Below are 18,980 nucleotides of genomic sequence, written 5' to 3'. Positions count from 1 at the left end.
CCGGGTTGGTTCTACTGGTTATTCTACAACTTATCTTTTAATGGAATTAATTATCTCGGCACTATTAATAACAACTGATTACTGAGTATTCGAAGGTGTTGCCTGTAACGGTTTGCTGTTATATTCAGAAGAACTAAACCATTGAATACATAGCGCTAAAATAATTAGTCCCAGCACTCCGGCAATAAGAACCCATAACGAGTTATTATTTTTGCCGGTATTTTTCAACTTAGGCAAGTTACCGATAATTCTGCCCGGAATACCGTGTGTTTCCAGATAAACAGTTTCTATCATAGCATCACTAATGCCGTTAAACGCTATCGGTGAACGGGGTTTTATAGCCAGGTACTGTAAAAATTCACCACATTGTTTTTCTGACAAGGGTGGTATTTCAATTAAGTGACAATCATCAATGGCACTGTCCGAGCTGTTTTTTATAGACAAGTCATCGTGTGTCAGCACAAAAATAACTTGTAAAACAAGCTGTTCTTGTACATAGCTAATTATTGTATTGATCAGGCCTGGCGGTAAATATCCGGCTTCATCAATGACTAAAACTATTTTTTTGTGTTGACTTTCAAGTAGCCCAAAAGCGCCTGATAAACTCCGACTTTTTTGCCTGGACTTATTATCAGTAATGGCGCTAATTATCCGTTCCTGAATCTTTTCGAAATTTAACCCTGTATTGCCCAAGATTGGACAATACAGCCACGAATCAAGCTTGCGTTCTTGCAATATACTTAGTAATGTTGATTTACCGATACCTGACGGACCGCAAACAACAAGAGCCTGATTTGAATTGGATAGTAGGTGAATGACTAATTCAAGCTTTTGAGTCCGCTCCTGAGTGATTAAGGAGTGAAAAACCCTGGACTGCTGATCAATCAATGATTTTTTTTCATGATACTTAACAGTATCATTATCTGCCATAGGTTTTAAGTGTCTGAATTAATAATGTTTTATCGACATCAATAGGTAGCGTGGCAGCCCCTATTTTTGTTAATAAAATAAGCCTGATTTGACCATTAATATTTTTTTTGTCAACTGCCATCAGCTCTAAAAACCGTTCCGAATCAAGTTGTTCCGGTGGACAGACAGGTAAATTACATTTTTTAAATAAATTAATGATTCTTTCTACATCTGTATGATTTAACCAGCCTTTTTTTCTGGATAGATCTGCTGCCTGACAGGTCCCTATCGCAATTGCTTCGCCATGGAGATAGGTACCATAACCTGCACCGGTTTCAATGGCATGACCAAAAGTATGGCCTAAATTTAAGATTGCCCTAACGCCGGTTTCAGTTTCATCTTCAGAAACAATCTCGGCTTTATTAAGACATGACCGTTCAATGGCATAAGCCAACGCTTGTTTGTCTCTGGCTAATAAGGCGTTAATGTTATTCTCCAGCCACTCGAAAAATTCGGGATCCCTGATCAAGCCATATTTAATAACTTCAGCCAAACCTGCTGATAATTGGCGATCATCTAATGTATCTAAAACATCGGCATCGGCAATAACACATTGGGGCTGATAAAAAGCACCAATCATGTTCTTACCCAACGGATGGTTAACGCCGGTTTTTCCACCGACTGAAGAATCTACTTGGGCCAGCAATGTCGTGGGTATTTGCAAAAAAGCAATACCCCGTTGGTAACAAGCTGCTGCAAAGCCACCCATGTCGCCAATCACGCCGCCGCCTAAAGCGATTAATGTTGCATTACGACTAAATTTACCAAGCAATAATTTATCAAAAATACGCGAAACAGTTTCTAAAGTTTTAAATTGCTCGCCATCAGGCAATATGATTGTCTCGACATCAAATTCAGACAAGTTTTTTAAAACCTTATTCAAATACAAAGGGGCAATGGTTGTATTGGTCACCACAATAACCTGGCGGGCTTTAATATGTTGTGTGTATAGTTCTGTTTGATTTAATAAATCTGAGCCTATATAAATTGGATAACTTCGGTTACCCAATTCTACCAGTAATTTTTTCATCTGAGTTAACGGTTAGCGGATCTATATTCTTCAAGGATACTGGTAACAACGGCTTTGCTTTGCATGACGCCGGTATCAATTATGAAGTCGGCACATGATAAATAAAGATGCTCACGCTGTGCGAATAAATTTTCTATACGCTCTTTGGGATTATCTGTTTTTAATAAAGGTCGCTGTGTATCTCTTCGTGTCCGCTCTAATATTCTTTCTACTGAACATTGTAAATAGACAATAAAACCATTTTCTTTTAATAAGCGACGATTTTCATCACGTAAAATTGCACCACCACCGGTGGCCAATACAATGCCTTCGAGCTCGGTCAGTTGCTGAATCATTTTTTGTTCACGATCCCTAAAACCTTCTTCCCCTTCAAACTCAAAAATAGTGGGAATATCTACTCCTGTGCTTTCTTCAATGGCTTTATCACTATCGTAAAAAGGTACAGTCAGTGATTTTGCCAACTGACGACCTATCGTGGTTTTTCCCGCACCCATAAGGCCAACTAAATATATATTTTCTGATCTTGTCATCAAAATACCGTGCTGATTTAAAATCTCCCCTTTATTATGAGGGGGCTATTAAAATTATAGTCCTGAGAGAAGGACTATCGTTATTAAATATCGCTTTATTCATGAAATATAAATCTACTGAGAGCGTTACCCGTCAATAGATTATCATTTAATCAATGAAATCAGGATATAGATTGAAATTTTTAAGGCAAAGCAGTCCACTATTAAACCCCGTATAAACCAATGCTTATAGCGTCAAGTAATAAAACTTTTAAGGAGGCTGTCCGAAAATAGAAAATCGATTGTGAAAAAGCTATTTTGGCCAGATTTCTCGCTCATTTTCGTTTAATAGAACAACTATTTGCTTCAAATGATCAAAAAATCTGACTCAAAATTGCTTTCCCTCGCTACGGTTCCATTATCGGATAGCCTCCCAAGTAATCTATCAATTGACATTAACCTGACTTTTTCAATTCCATGTCGTATTATAAGATTAAAACATAAAAAAAGGGGAGGATTATCCCCCTTTTTACTATAAGTAGATACTATCAATTACTTGCAGCATTATCTTTAATGATTTTTGGGGTGATAAAAATTAATAATTCTTTTTTATCATCCTGTTTGTAGGTTTTCTTAAACAAAAAACCTATGACCGGTAAATCAGCAAAAAATGGTACTGAGCTTGTGTTGTTCAATAGTGTTCCTTCAAAGACCCCACCCAATACAACCGTTTCACCATCCATTACTTGTACCGTGGTTTCAACTTGTCTTTTTGTAATGGGCGGTTGGCCGATAACGACGACTTCCGGCTCATCTTTGGTAATATTCAAAGTCATGGAAATACTGCCACTAGGCGTTATTTGCGGTAGCACATCAAGTTCCAGCAAGGCGTCGACAAATTGCGTATTGGTTCCCGTATTGGCACTTGAACTTTGATAAGGGATTTGCTTACCTTGTTTGATTTTTGCGTTGCAGCGATCAGTCGTCATGACTCTTGGATTAGAAACCAGTTCACCCCTGCCTTGATCCTGCAGGGCCGATAGTTCCAAGTTAAGCACGTAATCAGCGCCTCTGGCCAGAGTCATGCCTAATGCCGCAGGAGGACTGCCGACAATGCCGGCAGCGGCCAGATCTACCAGTGCATCGTTCACGATGGCGGTGCCATTAATACTGCCCACTGTACCACCCACTGGATTGACGGAACCTACTGTTCCTGAGCTGGTTCCAAATTTAACATTGTTTCCTGCTACTCCAAATCTGACCCCCAACTCCTGTGCGAAACTACTACTGGCAATGACTATTCTTGATTCAATCATCACTTGACGAACCGGTACATCAAGCTTACGGATTAGTTTTTTTGCTTCTTCCAGACGTTTTGTAGTTTCGCGGACAATTAGGGTGTTGGTTCTGGCATCAACAACAGCAGAGCCTCGTGAGGAAAGAATTTTAAGTTCATCATTCTGAGCGCCTTTATTCCCACTTGAACCTGGACTGGTGCTTTGACTGCTACCTTGTCCACTTTGAGTTATTGACGAGCCGGACAGTGAAGAAGTGGGAGCAGCGCTTGAGCCAGCAGTGCTTTTTGCTCCACAACTGCCAAATTGGCCGGTATCAAGCCCGTTCAACAAATTTCTAAAATTTTCAGCTCGGGCATAATTTATTTTGATATATTCAGTAACCAGTGGATCCAGTTGCTCAATTACTGTCGCTGTTTCTTGTTGTTGTTCTTTATAATCCTTAATTTTACCCACAGGGGCAATTAACGTAACATTGCCGGATTCAAATTTTTCCAGTCCTTTGGTCATCATAATAAAATCCAATGCTTCATCCCAAGGCACATCATCCAGTTTTAAAGTAATAGTTCCGTTTACATCATCACCTGCAACCACATTTTGCCCGGTAAACTCGGCAAGAATTGCAATAACACTACGTATTTCAATTTCCTGAAAATTTAAAGATAACCGGTCACCGGAATATTTTACTCTTGTTCTATCCAAGGCTTCTTTTTCTTCAGTGCTTAATGGTCGAAATTCAATAGTCAATAAACCTTGAGATTGAAACAAGGAATAATCGTAAAGATCATTTTGTGTCGTTACAGTAACCGTGGTTTGTCTGTTGGATGATGTCGTATCAATAAACTTGATGGGTGTTGCAAACTCGGATACATCCAATCTTTTTGCCATATTTTCAGGTAAGCGGGTGTTTAAAAGATTGATCACTACTTTTCCCCCTTCTTGTTTCGAGTTAACGACAGTATTGGGATTGGCCAAAGAGATAATTATACGTGCTTCACTTTTGTCACCACGCTTAAAATCAAACCCACTAATAATTTGCTCGGGTATTAACGATGTCACCACTGAATTGGGGTTTGAAGTAGTAAACGACATTTTTGGTTTTTCAGTTACATGCATTAAGCTGGCAGATGCCATTGTCTTTGTAGGCGTTAAAATTAATAATACTTTATTGCCTAACACTTTGGTTTCAAAAGGTATTGATTCATTGAGATTAACGACGATACGCAGCCTATCAGCCGCTTCCGCTATATAAATACTATTCGTCACTCCCTGGTTTACCGGAATTGTTTTTTTATTCAGTGCGTTTTTAACGCCAGAAAAATCGAGAGCAATTCGTGCCGGATTATCAGTTTGAAATACTTCAGGTTTAACTGCAGCACCGTTCATTTCAAATTGTATTTGTAATTTGTTGCCAGCCAATAGAGCAAAGTTTACGCTGGTAAGAGCCAAGTCACTTGCTCTTGCCGACGTAATTTGTGTTAAAAACAAGCCCAAGACCAAAACCAAAATTATGCAGATACCTAAAGAGCGCTCAATTTTGTTTAACATAATAGCCAATCCTGCTTTGGGAGGCTGTCTGAGAATAAGAGCCGTAGTGAGGGAAAGCAATTTTGAGTCAGATTTTTTGATCATTTGAGGCAAATAGTTGTTCTATTAAACGAAAATGAACGGAAAATATGGCCAAAATAGCTTTTCCGTAGTGAGTTTTCTATTCTCGGTCAGTCTCTTGGTAATACGCATATCAAATAAAAACAGTAACAGGAATTATCCCGAGTCTTTCGGCTGTGCCCGGAAGGCTTTTTTTGACGTATGAATTCTTCGAAATTATAGCGTGCACATTTCATAGTATTCAATTTTTATCCTCAAAATTACTCTGTTAGCGTGAGTGATGTTTGTTGCTCGCGCCATGACCCTTGTTTATCAGAAACTATTTCCATGAGTTCGATTTTATCAAGACTTATGCGTATAATTTTGCCGTAATTATGACCCATGTAGTTGCCAACCTGAACTCTGTGAATCGTGCCGTCATCTGCTTTTATCAATCCCCATAAGTTTGATTTTATGGAAACAGTACCCACCATTTTTAAAATTTCCAAAGGAAATGCCTCAAGCTCCTCTTTACGACGGTTGATATCGGGCTTTATACCGCCGCTAGTTGATAATTCCGCCAAAGCATTTTGCTGTTCAGGCTGAACCAGTGGTTTAAATGGATCACGCAGGCCTTTAGGGTTAAACATAAAAGTTTCAACAACTTTAATTTCAGGTAATGGTGGTATTGTCCCTTTTGGTTCAGACTTAACTTTTGAAATATATTGCTTTAATTCAGAAAAATCATCACCGCCACAACCTCCCAAACAAAGCAAAAAAAACAGGCAAGCCATTTTTAAAAAATAGGGATTTGGATATAAAAAAAGCCATTTAGGTTTTAACACTACTTTCGATCTCTTTTTTTCTTGGCTCCTGGGCCTGCTACAGAAGCCACATCACCCTCGTTATAAGTTTTTACCACTGCACTCATCAATAGATCGCCATCTTTTCCTTCGGGTACAATATTGACATCGTGTAGCGTGACAATTCTTGGTAAGGAGGCTAAGCCACTGACAAACAAGCCAAGTTCTTCATACTTACCGGTAACCTGTATCTTGATCGGTAATTCTGAATAAAAGTCTTTTAGAATAGGAGCTTCCGGCTTAAATAGCTTAAACTGTAACCCACTTGCCAATCCTGTTTGTGAAATATCAATAAGCAGGCTGGCAAGCTCGTCTTCTGTCGGCATTTGCCTTATCATTTCATCCAATGATGTTTCAATTTGTGTTAATTGATCTTGATAATCCTGAAGGTTAACGGCTTTTTTTTGTTTGTCTTCAAATTCACGCTTAAATGTCAGTTCTTTTTGCTCTGCACTTTTAAGTCTTGTTAGCTGTTCCAGCGTGTCAAAATAAATCCCTATACCGATAACCACAGAACAAACAAACAGCAATATTGCCGCTTTAACGGGTAATGTCGATGTTGCAAGTGCTTTAATCTCCCAATCAATTTCCGATAGGTTCATAAATACCTTTGTTTTCAGTTATGGGGTTATTTTTTTCTTGCGTGGCATGTAGCGTAAAATCACTTAATTGTTCAGTATCATTTTTATCCGGCAACATCTTGTCTGATGATTGAATTACAGTGAGCCCTGGAGTTTGTAGCCAAGGCGATACTTCTATTGCTCTCATAAAGGCAGAAACACGGGCATTTGATTGTGATTTTCCTTCAAATATCAATTCTGGCCCGGATTGAGAAAATTTGGTCAGAAAAATACCATCCGGTGTCATCTTGGGGATTTCATCAAACAAATGCACAATTTCCGGGCGGCTTTGTTGTAGCTTTTGAATCAAATCTATTTTAGCCAACAATTTTCTTTTTTTTTCTTCAATACTGCTAATATCGATAATTTTTTTATTTAATACGATAATTTCATTTGATAGTAATTGATTTCTTTGTTCCTGGTAGGTATTTAATCTTTCAACATAGGTATGAATCATGCCAAGTATAATAAAACCAGCAAGAATCGATAGAACTATGGCGTTAAAAAATTCTTTTTGCTTTTTTTTAAATAACTCTTTCCGCCAAGGTAATAAATTAATTTTTGTCATTAATCAAAGCCTCTTAATGCCAATCCACAAGCAATCATCATTGATGGCGCATTATTACTTAAAAAATCAGGCTTTATTTTATTTGACAGAGTCATATTAATAAACGGGTTGGCGATATAGACAGGTACCCCCAGGTTATTTTCAACTAATTTGTCAATACCCGCTATCAAAGCGCAACCTCCAGCCAGAACAATACTGTCAACACTTCTATTGGCACTTGAAGACACATAGAATTGCAATGACCTTTGAATGTGCTGAACCATTGATTTTTTAAACGGGTTTAGCACATCGACTATATAGTTATCCGGTAATCCGCCCTGTTTTTTTGCCAAGCCGGCTTCTGCGTAAGAAAGCCCGTATCGGCGCTGAATTTCTTCGGTTAGTTGTTTGCCACCAAAGCCTTGTTCATGTGTGTATACAAGATTGCCATCATGTAAAACGGTTAATGTTGCCATTGCCGATCCTATGTCTGCAATGGCAACAGTTTGGGCATCTACTGAACTTGCAAAATGTGCGGATAATAATGCAAAAGCATTTTCCATGGCAAATGATTCAACGTCAACAATGCTGGTTTTTAACCCTGCTTTTAATAACGCCTCGACTCGGTCATCTACATTTTCTTTTCTGGATGCGACCAATAGGACATTAACCAATTCCGGGTTATTTTCATTGATTCCTTGTACTTCAAAATCAAAATTAATTTCTTCAAGAGAATAGGGCACATATTGATCTGCTTCAATCATGATTTGCTCTTCCATTTCATTTTCAGTCAAGGAGGTCGGCATAGTAATGATTTTTGTCATAACAGCAGATCCTGAAACAGCAACCATTGCCTCGCTTACCTTTGATCCTGACTGTATTAAAGCAGTTTTTATTGCTTCTGCAGTTATAGTAACATTCGCAATATTTTTATCAACAAGGCCATCTTGATGTAACGGTACTACAGCAAAACTTTCCACTTTGTAACGTGCACCTGTTTTACTCAATTCCAGTAATTTTACCGCCGCGGCACTGATGTCAATACCAAGAACAGTCTTTTGTTTCCGATTAAACCAGCTCATAATGCACCTTTAAGAACTTGATTATTGATGTTATTCACACCTTGTTTTGTAGTGTTAGTTTAATGCACTACAGGCGAGCTTAAAAAGCTTTTATTCCGGTGGTTGATAGGTATAAAACAAGTTGGGGTGCTGGCAGTCCATACAAGAGAATTTATATTCTTTGATAATAGAGTCTGTGTTGGCTTTGTGGAAGGAATCAATAAAATGAAGATGTCTTTAATTTTTATCGGTGACTGCCAAGCTAAAGTGGACCAATTGATTTAATTTAATCTTAGGATTATTAGGTGAGGAGTTATAATTTCCTACAACCCTGTTAATTAGCAGTACGGGAAGAGTAAGTCAAGGTGACTACAGTTATATAAATTGACCATAAACAGGTTAATAATAATGGCTAATATGAACATCTATTGATGCTTTACTTTGTTTTGACAGTGCATTCAGAGACACAACCATAATGCAAAATAAATTGATAAGCCTGTACATCAATTATTAATTAAAAATAATTGATGTACAGTGTAATTCTGCTCGTTATCCGCATACAAGCAAGTGCTTTTATATTTGATCACGACTATTTTGATAATAGTCGCACTTTAAAAAAACATTTGACTTATAAGCGGAACTTTAAAGCTGGATATTTTTTTATTTTCCGTATTTTTTACGGAATTTATCAACACGACCCGCTGTATCAACAACGCGTTGCTTACCTGTATAAAAAGGATGGCATGCAGAACAAACCTCTACCTGCAAATCTTTACCTAATACAGAACCGGTTGTAAATGTATTACCACAACCACAGGTCACAGTAATTTGTTTATATTGTGGATGAATTTCTGGTTTCATTTTACTTACACTTTACCTACAAAGAGACTACATACATATTAAAGAACACCGTATAATACGTTTTTCATTGGCAATTGGCAACCCTTGTTAACTTTATGCGTGTGATTACTTTAAACGCCAATGGTATTCGCGCGGCAGAGCGTAAAGGTTTTTTTACCTGGATGCAACAGCAAGATGCCGACATTATTTGCCTGCAAGAAACAAAAGCACAAATACACCAACTTGATAGCAATTCTTTTTATCCACAGGGATACCAGTGTTTTTATCATGACGCTGAGAAAAAAGGCTACAGTGGTGTCGCAATTTATTGCAGAAAACAACCCGATAAAATTATCAATGGGTTAGGCTGGGCTAAAACCGATGCTGAAGGCCGTTTTATTGAAGCGCAGTTTGATAATTTAAGTGTTATTTCTATTTATCTTCCTTCCGGCTCTTCGGGAGAAACAAGACAAGCTTTTAAGTTTAATTTCATGGAGCGTTTTATGCCTTATTTACAAACTTGTGCACAAAATAACCGTGACTACATTATTTGTGGCGACTGGAATATTGCTCATAAAGAAATTGACTTAAAAAACTGGCGTGGAAATAAAAAAAACTCGGGTTTTTTACCTGAAGAAAGGGCTTGGCTGGATGAATTATTTGTAAATGGTGAGTGGCTGGATGCATTCAGACTTATTAATCAAGAAGCAGAGCAATACACTTGGTGGTCAAATAGAGGTCAAGCCTGGGCAAAAAATGTAGGATGGCGTATCGATTATCAAATAATCAGTGCCAATTTAAAAGATAAAGTCACTGCCACATCTATTTACAAAGATGATCGTTTTTCAGATCATGCGCCGCTAATTATGGATTATGATCTGTAAAATCAGTTCACTTGATAATGGATAACATTGAGTGCTGTCCAACTCACATTAAAACATAATTGCTCGAAAACAGGCTTTCTATCTCCGGTTTTATTCAGTACCTGTTGGCTTGCTTACGTCATTCCAAGGTGCAACTTTAAGCAAAAGCAGCATCCCAGGAATCGCTATAGCAAAGCAAAACAGGAAAAAAGTTACCCACCCAAACCATTCAACTAAATAGCCGGTAGCGGCATTGGCAAAGGTGCGTGGAACTGCTGACAAACTGGTGAATAAAGCAAATTGTGTTGCCGTATAAAGAGGATGCGTGGTGTGGGCAATAAAAGCAACAAAAGCTGCCGTGCCCAAGCCTACGCCCAATGCTTCAATACCGATAGCCATAGCCAGCCATGCCAAGCTGTGACCCACTGTTGCAAGCCAGGCAAAACCCAGAATAGCAAGCATCTGCACTAACCCAAAAATCCACAAAGCACGATTAATACCCAGCTTTATCATCCAGACTCCACCGAGCAAACCACCAATAACACTTGGCCATAACCCGGCGTTTTTAGCAATAAGTCCAATTTCTGTTTTACTAAAACCCATATCAAGATAAAACGGCGTTGCCAATGCCGTAGCCATACTATCGCCTAGCTTATAAAAAAAGATGAAAGCAAGCACCAAGCAAGCTGATCTAATGCCTTTGCGACCAATAAACTCTTGAAAGGGCTCCACTACTGCAGCTTTCAGTGTTTTAGGCCCACCATTTTTAAGCGCTGGTTCACTCACGAAAAGAGTCATGGCAATGCCCGGTAACATAAACAAGGCAGTAATAAAAAATACACTATTCCATGGTAAATAATCTGCCAAAATAAGTGACAGGGAACCTGGAATAAGGCCGGCAATTTTATAGGCATTAACGTGTATGGCATTACCTAGGCCCAGTTCGGTATCCAGTAATAATTCCCGTCGATAGGCATCCAGTACAATGTCTTGTGAAGCACTAAAAAATGCGACCACGCTTGCCAAATAAGCTATTGCCCATAAATCCAGGCCGGGATGAAGAGCACCAAATGCGGGAATGGATAGCAATAATGCCAGTTGCGAAATAAATAGCCAGCCGCGCCGCCGTCCAAGTGGTGGAGAATAACGATCAAATAGGGGAGCCCAAAGAAATTTCCAGGTAAATGGTAGTTGAATAAGAGCAAATAAGCCTATGGCTTTAAGGTTTACACCTTCTGAACGTAACCACGCAGGCACCAGAGCAATCAAGATATACAAGGGCAGACCTGAGCTAAAGCCGGTAAATATGCAAATGAGCATGCGCTTGTTAAGCAATACCCGCATGATGTTTGTATTATCGCTCACTGAACACCTATAAATTCAAACTTCGTTTATTAAAATAAATTCACTACGAAGAAACGAAGAGAAAATATAGTGTCTTCGTAGTGAATTTGAAAAAATTAATTAGAAAGTAGTATTGATGAAGGTTAAAAACAGACACTGTTTAGCAAGTCTGATTTAGCTAAAAAGCAGTAGAAAAGGTCTTTAGCTAATTAGACGCTATCGACCTTATCAGAACAACAAGCACCGCACAGTTTGTGCGGTGCATTAACACTAATTAACCATTAACCAAATAATGAGCAAAAATACTGGCTGCGTAACCAGCTGCAATTGCAGGCGTCCATTTTAAGTGACTAAAAAACGTGTATTTATGATTGGATTGTCCCATTAAAGCGACACCCGCAGCAGAACCAACAGATAATAAAGATCCACCGACACCCGCAGTTAACGTTACCAATAACCACTGATACAGATCCATATCGACATTCATATTCAATACCGCAAACATAACGGGAATGTTATCAACAATCGCAGAAATTATACCCACCAGGATGTTGGCAGTAGTCGCACCCAAGCCGTCATACATCGCACCTGATAATAACTCAAGATAACCGATATAACCTAAACCACCAACGGCAAACACCACACCGAAGAAAAACAATAAAGTATCCCATTCTGCATGACGTACTTTATCGAAAACATCAAAACCTTTTTCGCCTTCAACGTAAAAATGTTTTTTCAAAAAGAAACCATAAAGCATCAACACTGAAAGACCAACCATCATGCCCATAAATGGCGGTAAATGCAGGCCTTGTTTAAAGCTGACTGCAGTAACGATGGTTAACAGAAATAATACACAAATTTGAATTGCACCTGGCTTTAACTGAACGGCAGCCTCCGAAGTTACTTTAGGTTGCTCATCGGGTACGGCAAAATACATAACTGCCGCAGGAACCGCATAGTTAACAACAGAAGGAATAAATAGTTTAAAGAAATCAAAGAACTCGGCATAACCTGCTTGCCAAACCATTAATGTCGTAATATCGCCAAAAGGACAGAAAGCGCCGCCAGCATTCGCAGCAATTACCAGATTTACAAACCCAATGCTGACAAATTTTTCATTATCAGCGCCAACGGCCATAACGACTGCGCCAACTAATAATGCTGCCGTCAGATTATCAGCGACTGCCGATAAAAAGAAGGTAATGATGCCCGTGATCAAAAACAATTTACGATAGCCAAACTGCTTTCTTACCAACCAGGAACGCAACGCTTCAAATACATTGCGTTCTGCCATTGCATTGATATAAGTCATAGCGACTAATAAAAATAACATTAACTCGGCATATTCTTTCAGATTATATTCAAAAGCCTCGTGCATGGCTTCAACTGAAACACCTTTTTGTGACGCTAAAATTGCGGCGTGAGCCCAGATAATACCGGCTGCAAGAATAACCGGTTTGGATTTACGCATATGCGTAAATTCTTCGGTCATAACAAAACCGTAAGCAATAACAAAAATCAAAACGGTATAAATACCGCGCTCGGTCCCTGTCATTCCAAGACTTTCAAAACCACCTGCCATTGCCATTTGAGGCACCAGCAATACCGATAACAATATTAATAAAAATCGCACGAAAATATCCCCCTTCCTAAAGTTTTATAGTTAGTAAACAACATTAATTTTTTAACTCTTAATTTTATCACCAACTAATATATTTTGTCATTTTATGACTCACAGTATATGATTACATATCATATTTTTTCCTCAGAAAGGTAGATTAAACGCTCATCTATGTATCAGTATAACGATAACGACCAAATCCTTGTTGACGAACGGGTAGCTCAATTTAGAAGACAAACCGAACAGTTTTTAAAAAGCGAAATGTCTGAAGATCAATATCGGGCCTTACGCCTTAGAAATGGTCTTTATATTCAAACTCATGCACCCATGCTCAGAATTGCCGGGCCTTACGGCCTTTTTAATTCCAAGCAGTTACGAAAAATAGCGCATGTTGCCCGTACTTATGACAAAAATTATTGTCATTTTACCACCCGGCAAAATATCCAGTTTAACTGGCCAAAATTAGAAGAAGTCCCTGATATTTTGGCAGAATTGGCTAGTGTTCAAATGCATGCTATCCAAACCAGTGGTAACTGCATGAGAAACACTACCTCTGATCACTTGGCAGGAGTTTGTATTGACGAGATTGAAGATCCTCGTCCTTATTGCGAAATTATTCGCCAGTGGACCACGTTACATCCTGAGTTTGACTATCTGCCACGTAAATTTAAAATAGCTGTTAGCGGGGCTTTACATGACCGTGCTGCGACGCAATTTCATGATATAGGTTTGCATCTGGTAAAGAACGATGCCGGTGAAATTGGTTTTAAAGTAATGGTTGGTGGAGGTTTAGGCCGTACCCCCGTTATAGGGCAAATTATTAAACCGTACCTGGAAAAAAAGAATCTGCTGTCTTATCTGGAAGCAATACTACGCATTTATAATTTATTCGGGCGTCGTGACAACAAATATAAAGCGCGTATAAAAATTCTGGTCAAAGAGTCCGGACTCGAAAAATTCTCTACATTAGTTGAGAAGGAATGGCTTCTTATCAGGGATAATAACGAACTTGATAATGAGCGCATTAATGGCATGAAAGCCCAATTTGTTGCGCCTGCCTACGACACTGATGCAGTCCGAGATACCAGCTTTAGTCAACAGCAAGACGAAAACAAAGCGTTTGCAACGTGGGTTAAATACAATACTGCAGATCATAAAATCTCCGGCTATCGCGCTGCATTCTTGTCTTTAAAGGCACCTGATTCACCGCCTGGAGACATGACTGATGTGCAACTTGATGCTGTTGCTGATCTTGCCGACAAATACAGTTTTGGAGAGATTAGAAGCACTCATAGACAGAATCTGATTCTGGCTGATGTAAAACAGGCTGACCTATTTGTCTTATGGCAACAATTAGAGTTATTGAAATTGGCTACGCCTAATATTGGCACGGTCACTGATATGATTTGCTGCCCGGGACTGGATTTTTGCTCTCTTGCCAATGCTGGCTCTATTGGCGTTGCCAAAGAAATCAATGAAGCGCTTGATGACATGGATTACATTCACGATATCGGCGATTTAAAAATCAATATGTCTGGCTGTATGAATGGTTGTGCGCATCAAAGTGTCGGGCATATTGGCATATTGGGCGTTGATAAAAAGGGCACTGAGTGGTATCAATTAACTTTGGGCGGTTCTTCTGAAAATAACGCGGCAATAGGCGAAAGATTGGGGCCTGCGGTTGCCAAAGATCAGGTAACCAAAGCAATTACCACGATTCTGGAAGTTTATATTGAGCATCGCCTGGAAGATGAATCATTCCTGGACATGGTAAATCGTGTTGGCATTACCCCCTTCAAGGAGCAAGTCTATGCAATTAATTAAAGACAGACAAATTATTGATGATATTTGGAATTATGTTACCGATGATGCCGAGTTAGCCGCCGGTAACATCAGTGTTTCATTAGCTCGGTGGCAACAAGACAAAGCAAAATTATTGGCTCATGATGGCAACATCGGAGTAAGGCTTGGGCCTGCCGATTCTGTTGATGATATTGCTGCCGATTTGAACAGTCTGCAATTGATTGAATTGGATTTCCCCGACTTTGCTGATGGCCGCTTATTTTCTCATGCCTGGCTACTTAGAGAGCGTTATGACTATCATGGCGAAATTAGAGCAACAGGCCATTATATGAATGATCAGGTCTTTTATTTGTCGCGTGTCGGCGTCAATGCCTTTAGCCCGGAAAAAGCTGAAGACTTGCCGGTTGTCTTATCTCATTTAAATGATTTTACTGTCAAATATCAGGACTCAGTCAATTAATGTTCAGCCTTTTATAAGCTAAGTCACCAATAATAACCTCTGCAAAAATCGCCACAAATTGACTAATTATAAATAGATTTAATCAGTCAATCTGTGGCGATTTATTTGTTATTGGTTACTTAAATTTAAGTTCACTGGTTTTGATTGGATACTGAATGTATTACCAAGGCGTAAAAAAAAACATAGTAACCCGCACGATTAAAAAAAATAGTTCACTTGAGGGAACCATTCACCCTCTGTTAAAACGCCTGTTTTTAGCTCGCGGGATCACTTCAGAAACAGAATTGGACAGAACCCTGTCAAAACTACCCTCTCCATGGCTGTTATCGGGTATGGAAGCCATGGTTACCCATTTGATAACAGCCATCAATGAGCAGCAACGAATTTGTATTGTTGCCGATTTTGATGCTGACGGGGCAACCAGTTGCGCTGTCGCTATCAAAGGATTGCAGTTACTGGGGGCAGGGCAGGTGTCCTTTGTCGTCCCTAATCGTTTTGAATATGGCTACGGTTTGACTCCCGAAATTGTCGAATTGGTTAAGCTGCAAACTCCTGATGTAATTATTACCGTTGATAATGGCATATCTAGTATTGACGGTGTAAAAACTGCAACAGATGCCGGTATAAAAGTGCTGGTAACGGATCATCATCTACCCGGGCTTGAGCTTCCCGCCGCTGATGCCATCGTCAACCCAAATCTACCGGATGATAAATTTCCCAGCGGAGCACTGGCCGGCGTCGGAGTTATATTTTATGTATTAATGGCTTTGAGAAGCCGGTTAAGGGAACAAAACTGGTTTGAGAAAAAACAACTGCCAGAACCTAATCTTGCCCAATTATTAGATTACGTTGCTTTGGGTACTGTTGCTGATGTCGTTGCGTTGGAACGTATTAACCGCATTCTGGTACATCAGGGCTTAATGAGGATTCGCACCGGGCATTGCCATCCAGGCTTACAGGCACTTATTGAAGTCTCGGGGAAAAATCCTCAAACCCTAGTCTCATCGGATTTGGGTTTTTCAGTGGGCCCCCGCTTAAATGCAGCGGGACGCATGGATGATATGTCCTTAGGTATTCAATGTTTATTAACGGATGATCCTGCCCTTGCAAAAGACATCGCGCTTCAACTTGATCAGTTGAATAATGACCGACGTGAAGTTGAAGCCGTTATGAAACATGAGGCAATGGCTTATTTAAGTGACATGAAAGCGCTTGATGAGCATCATTTACCGGCAGGTGTCTGTTTATTTGACAGCAATTGGCATCAAGGTGTTATCGGTATTTTAGCCTCACGCATAAAAGATCGCGTACATCGGCCGGTGATTGCCTTTGCTCCTGCCGGTAAAGATTTGATAAAAGGTTCCGCACGCTCTATTCCAGGTGTACATATTCGTGATGTATTAAGCGATATTGCCGCAGCCCACCCTAAGCTACTCAGTAAATTTGGCGGCCATGCCATGGCGGCAGGTTTAAGCTTAAATATGCATGACTATCCTGCTTTTGCCCTGGCTTTTGATGAAATGGTCAGCAAACGTTTGGCTAATGTTGATTTGGAACAAAAAATATTGTCCGATGGTGAATTGACCGAGCAGGAAATGACGCTTGAAATCGCTGATTTATTACAGTATTCAGCAACCTGGGGACAAGAGTTTCCAGAACCTGTTTTTGACGGCATATTTGATGTGATTCAGGCGCGTATTGTTGGCCAGCGCCATCTTAAACTGGTATTAAGAAAACCTGATGGCGATCTGGTCATCGATGCGATCGCATTTTTTGTTGATCAGCCTGAGCATTGGCTGGGATTAAGACAAATAAGGACCGCTTACAAGCTCGATATTAATGAGTTTAGAGGCAATCGAAGTGTACAGTTTATTATCCAGTATTTTGAAAAAATAGTATAAAAAAAGGGCGGATAAACCGCCCTTTTTTTATACACTAAAAACTTATTTCTTTTTTTCAGTTTTAGCTGGCTCAGGTGCCTTTTCTTTTACAACTTCTTCAATAACGACTTCTTCAGCAATTGGTTTTCCTGACGCATCTTTAACTTCGTCAACGATCACTTCTTCTGCAACCGGTTCTCCTTCAACTGCCTTACCTTCAGGAGGCATGCCTGGTATTGCTGCAGGCGCTTTTGCGGGTTCATCGATTAGTGGTACCAATATCTCTACTTTAGCTTGTTTACGCAAGGTTTCTACCATATTCTGGATTTTTTTGCGTTGTAAGTAAGGCATCAATTGTTCTTTTACTGCTTCCAATGGCGGTGGAGTTTGAGCGCGTGAATCTTCTCTTAAAATAACATGGTAACCAAACTGGGTTTGCACTGGTGTTTCAGTGTATTTACCTTTTTCCAGTTTCGCAACAGCCTCGGAGAATGGCGCAACCATTTGACCTGCAACAAACCAACCTAAATCACCACCATTTTGTGATTCTTTAGCATCCAAGGAATTTTTGTTAGCTAATTTGGCAAAATCACCGCCTTTGTCTAATTCTGCAATCAATTTTTTAGCTTCTGCTTCAGTTTTTACCAAGATATGACGCGCTTTATATTCAACGCCATTTTCACCGGCTACCTTACTGTCATATTCGGCTTTAACTTCAGCATCAGTTACCGGATTGGCTTTGATGAAATTTTGTACATCAGCTTGCGTTAACAAGGTTTTTTTAGCGCTATCAAGCTGTGCAACGATTTCAGATGATTTATCCAATTGTTTTTGTATGGCATCTTGAACTAATAGTTCACGTTGAATCAGTTCTTCAATCAGTTTTTCTTTAGGGAAAGTTTGGCCATGGCCACGTTCAGAAATTTCTTTTTCCAATTCAGCAAGCGTAGTTTTGCTGATATATTGACCATTTACAACAGCAACGGCATCAGCTTTCTCAACAACAGGCTTGGCAGCTGATGAGCTTGTACCATCGACGGCTTTTTGGTCACAACCAGCCAGCAATACAGTACCGGCAACAATTAGAGGGATAAGAGTTTTTTTCATTTATAAACTTCCTTTAGTTTCTTCAGAGGGTGATAAAGCATTGATGCCTAAGGCATGAATTTGTTGTTTCATCATATCGCCTAATGCTTTATAAATAAGCTGGTGGCGTTGGACTAACGATTTCCCTTCAAAAGCCTCAGCAATAATGGTGACATGATAATGACCGCCACCGCTTTTTGCACCGGCATGTCCGGCATGGGCGGCACTATTATCAATAATTTCCAAGAGCTCTGGTTTAAAAGCATCATTTAATGATTGTTTAATTTGTTCGGATGTCATTCAGGAAGTACCTTTTTAAATGGTTTAACGGTAACTTTAGCATAAACGCCTGCTTCGTTATAGGGGTCGCTATTCGCCCAATATTGAGCGGCTAGCAGATTATCAAATTCTGCGATGACCAGACTGCCTGTAAAACCCGCATCTCCTGGATTATCACTATCAATAGAAGGGTGTGGACCGGCTAACACCAAGCGTCCTTCACTCTGAAGTTTTTGCAATCTTTTAAGATGGGCTGGACGTGCAGACAGTCTTTTTTCCAGGCTATCTTCAACATCGACACTGATAATTGCATATAACACGCT

Annotated in this window: 18 protein-coding genes; 4 read left to right on the top strand and 14 right to left on the bottom strand. The window is 39.6% G+C overall.

The genetic code is table 11. The features are described 5' to 3' along the window. Positions 1-78 precede the first annotated feature (78 nt). From KKZ03_RS14985 to rpmE, 9 genes are all read right to left on the bottom strand, one after another. On the bottom strand, positions 79-930 hold the full coding sequence (locus tag KKZ03_RS14985) for an AAA family ATPase (RefSeq protein ID WP_243217611.1): 852 nt from the start codon (positions 928-930) through the stop codon (positions 79-81). Beyond that, positions 920-1,999, bottom strand: coding sequence for a 3-dehydroquinate synthase (aroB, locus tag KKZ03_RS14980; RefSeq protein WP_243217610.1), 1,080 nt, complete (start codon positions 1,997-1,999; stop codon positions 920-922). The genes KKZ03_RS14985 and aroB overlap by 11 nt, the downstream gene beginning before the upstream one ends. Before the next feature lie 5 nt (positions 2,000-2,004). After that, positions 2,005-2,529 (bottom strand): shikimate kinase AroK, encoded by a 525-nt coding sequence (aroK, locus tag KKZ03_RS14975; protein ID WP_243217609.1) that lies wholly within the window; start codon positions 2,527-2,529, stop codon positions 2,005-2,007. Between the two features lie 527 nt (positions 2,530-3,056). Next, on the bottom strand, positions 3,057-5,351 hold the full coding sequence (pilQ, locus tag KKZ03_RS14970) for a type IV pilus secretin family protein (protein WP_243217608.1): 2,295 nt from the start codon (positions 5,349-5,351) through the stop codon (positions 3,057-3,059). 320 nt (positions 5,352-5,671) lie between these two features. Beyond that, a complete protein-coding gene (locus KKZ03_RS14965) occupies positions 5,672-6,184 on the bottom strand; it encodes a pilus assembly protein PilP (protein WP_243221646.1) in 513 nt (170 codons plus the stop codon). A 50-nt stretch (positions 6,185-6,234) separates the two neighbouring features. Continuing rightward, the gene (locus KKZ03_RS14960; RefSeq protein ID WP_243217607.1) at positions 6,235-6,855 is read right to left on the bottom strand and encodes a type 4a pilus biogenesis protein PilO; all 621 of its coding nucleotides are present in this window, start codon (positions 6,853-6,855) and stop codon (positions 6,235-6,237) included. Then, entirely contained in the window at positions 6,836-7,441 is a 606-nt protein-coding gene (locus KKZ03_RS14955) for a PilN domain-containing protein (protein ID WP_243217606.1), read from the bottom strand. The genes KKZ03_RS14960 and KKZ03_RS14955 overlap by 20 nt, the downstream gene beginning before the upstream one ends. After that, positions 7,441-8,502 (bottom strand): pilus assembly protein PilM, encoded by a 1,062-nt coding sequence (locus KKZ03_RS14950; RefSeq protein ID WP_243217605.1) that lies wholly within the window; start codon positions 8,500-8,502, stop codon positions 7,441-7,443. The genes KKZ03_RS14955 and KKZ03_RS14950 overlap by 1 nt, the downstream gene beginning before the upstream one ends. A 639-nt stretch (positions 8,503-9,141) precedes the next feature. Continuing rightward, on the bottom strand, positions 9,142-9,342 hold the full coding sequence (gene rpmE / locus KKZ03_RS14945; RefSeq protein WP_243217604.1) for a 50S ribosomal protein L31: 201 nt from the start codon (positions 9,340-9,342) through the stop codon (positions 9,142-9,144). 95 nt (positions 9,343-9,437) lie between these two features. Here rpmE and KKZ03_RS14940 point away from each other — a divergent pair, with 95 nt between their 5' ends. Further along, entirely contained in the window at positions 9,438-10,205 is a 768-nt protein-coding gene (locus tag KKZ03_RS14940) for an exodeoxyribonuclease III (RefSeq protein WP_243217603.1), read from the top strand. Positions 10,206-10,295: 90 nt separating this feature from the next. On the opposite strand, the gene KKZ03_RS14935 is transcribed toward KKZ03_RS14940, so the two are convergent. Next, on the bottom strand, positions 10,296-11,549 hold the full coding sequence (locus KKZ03_RS14935; RefSeq protein WP_243217602.1) for an AmpG family muropeptide MFS transporter: 1,254 nt from the start codon (positions 11,547-11,549) through the stop codon (positions 10,296-10,298). 253 nt (positions 11,550-11,802) lie between these two features. Further along, entirely contained in the window at positions 11,803-13,110 is a 1,308-nt protein-coding gene (gene nhaD / locus KKZ03_RS14930; RefSeq protein WP_243221644.1) for a sodium:proton antiporter NhaD, read from the bottom strand. Between the two features lie 210 nt (positions 13,111-13,320). On the opposite strand from nhaD, the gene KKZ03_RS14925 reads away from it, so the two are divergent. From KKZ03_RS14925 to recJ, 3 genes are all read left to right on the top strand, one after another. Next, complete coding sequence (locus tag KKZ03_RS14925; RefSeq protein ID WP_243217601.1) at positions 13,321-14,973, top strand: nitrite/sulfite reductase; 1,653 nt, start codon at positions 13,321-13,323, stop codon at positions 14,971-14,973. Beyond that, positions 14,960-15,412 carry a DUF934 domain-containing protein gene (locus KKZ03_RS14920; protein ID WP_243217600.1) on the top strand — a complete coding sequence of 151 codons (453 nt, stop codon included), beginning with the start codon at positions 14,960-14,962 and terminating at the stop codon, positions 15,410-15,412. The genes KKZ03_RS14925 and KKZ03_RS14920 overlap by 14 nt, the downstream gene beginning before the upstream one ends. A 155-nt stretch (positions 15,413-15,567) precedes the next feature. Continuing rightward, a complete protein-coding gene (gene recJ, locus KKZ03_RS14915) occupies positions 15,568-17,313 on the top strand; it encodes a single-stranded-DNA-specific exonuclease RecJ (RefSeq protein ID WP_243217599.1) in 1,746 nt (581 codons plus the stop codon). Between the two features lie 42 nt (positions 17,314-17,355). Here the strand turns inward: recJ and KKZ03_RS14910 are convergent, their stop codons facing one another. Genes KKZ03_RS14910 through KKZ03_RS14900 form a run of 3 tightly spaced genes read right to left on the bottom strand, consistent with a single transcriptional unit; the run spans position 17,356 to position 18,977 of the window. Further along, the gene (locus KKZ03_RS14910; RefSeq protein ID WP_243217598.1) at positions 17,356-18,399 is read right to left on the bottom strand and encodes a peptidylprolyl isomerase; all 1,044 of its coding nucleotides are present in this window, start codon (positions 18,397-18,399) and stop codon (positions 17,356-17,358) included. Continuing rightward, positions 18,400-18,678 carry a BolA family transcriptional regulator gene (locus KKZ03_RS14905; RefSeq protein ID WP_243217597.1) on the bottom strand — a complete coding sequence of 93 codons (279 nt, stop codon included), beginning with the start codon at positions 18,676-18,678 and terminating at the stop codon, positions 18,400-18,402. Further along, a complete protein-coding gene (locus tag KKZ03_RS14900; protein WP_243217596.1) occupies positions 18,675-18,977 on the bottom strand; it encodes a YciI family protein in 303 nt (100 codons plus the stop codon). Before KKZ03_RS14900 ends, KKZ03_RS14905 begins: the two co-directional genes overlap by 4 nt. Positions 18,978-18,980: the final 3 nt, after the last annotated feature.

Origin of the sequence: Methylobacter sp. S3L5C (assembly GCF_022788635.1) — a bacterium.
Taxonomy (GTDB): domain Bacteria; phylum Pseudomonadota; class Gammaproteobacteria; order Methylococcales; family Methylomonadaceae; genus Methylobacter_C.
The sequence above is the reverse complement of the archived record's forward strand: the minus strand, read 5'-3'. Positions and strand labels throughout refer to the sequence as shown.